General features: G+C 38.4%; 1 protein-coding gene. It reads left to right on the top strand.

The features are described from left to right. The first annotated feature begins 72 nt into the window (after nt 1–72). Nucleotides 73–363, top strand: a complete 291-nt coding sequence (locus AB4496_RS29015) for a putative quinol monooxygenase (RefSeq protein ID WP_009845443.1) — start codon at nt 73–75, stop codon at nt 361–363. Nucleotides 364–524: the final 161 nt, after the last annotated feature.

Raw genomic sequence — 524 nt, 5'->3', positions numbered from 1 at the left:
GAACTCTTTCTTCAACCTGAATTTATACTTATATTACTTTAACTTACTGAGTTTAAATCTAAGGAATTGAAAATGAGCAAACTGACTATTATTGCAACGATCGTCTCTAAAGAAGACAAAACTGAGCTAGTTAAATCAGAGATGATTAAATTGATCGATAGAACCCGTGTTGAAGACGGTTGTATAAACTACGACTTACACCAAGATAACAGTAACCCTGCTCACTTCGTTTTTCATGAGAACTGGGAGTCTGAAGCTCACCTAGAGAAACACTTAGCGAGCCAACACATCGCTGAGTACATGGCTGCGACTGAAGGTTGTATTGAAACCTTTGTGCTTAATAAAATGACGCACATTGCCTAACCAGTCACTCAGTACTGATTCAATAGAAAACCCTGCTCTGATCGCAGGGTTTTTCGTTTCTACAAGCTTATATCCGCTCATTCTAATAATGAAAAAACCCGCCAGAGTAGCGGGTATGGTCAATAATCATGACTGTCAAAGACAGATAGATAATACCAATC

The sequence above is a fragment of the Vibrio sp. 10N.222.46.A1 genome, assembly GCF_041473595.1.
Lineage (GTDB): Bacteria > Pseudomonadota > Gammaproteobacteria > Enterobacterales > Vibrionaceae > Vibrio > Vibrio tasmaniensis_A.
Note: the sequence above shows the minus strand (reverse complement) of the source record. Positions and strands in the feature narration are given on the sequence as shown.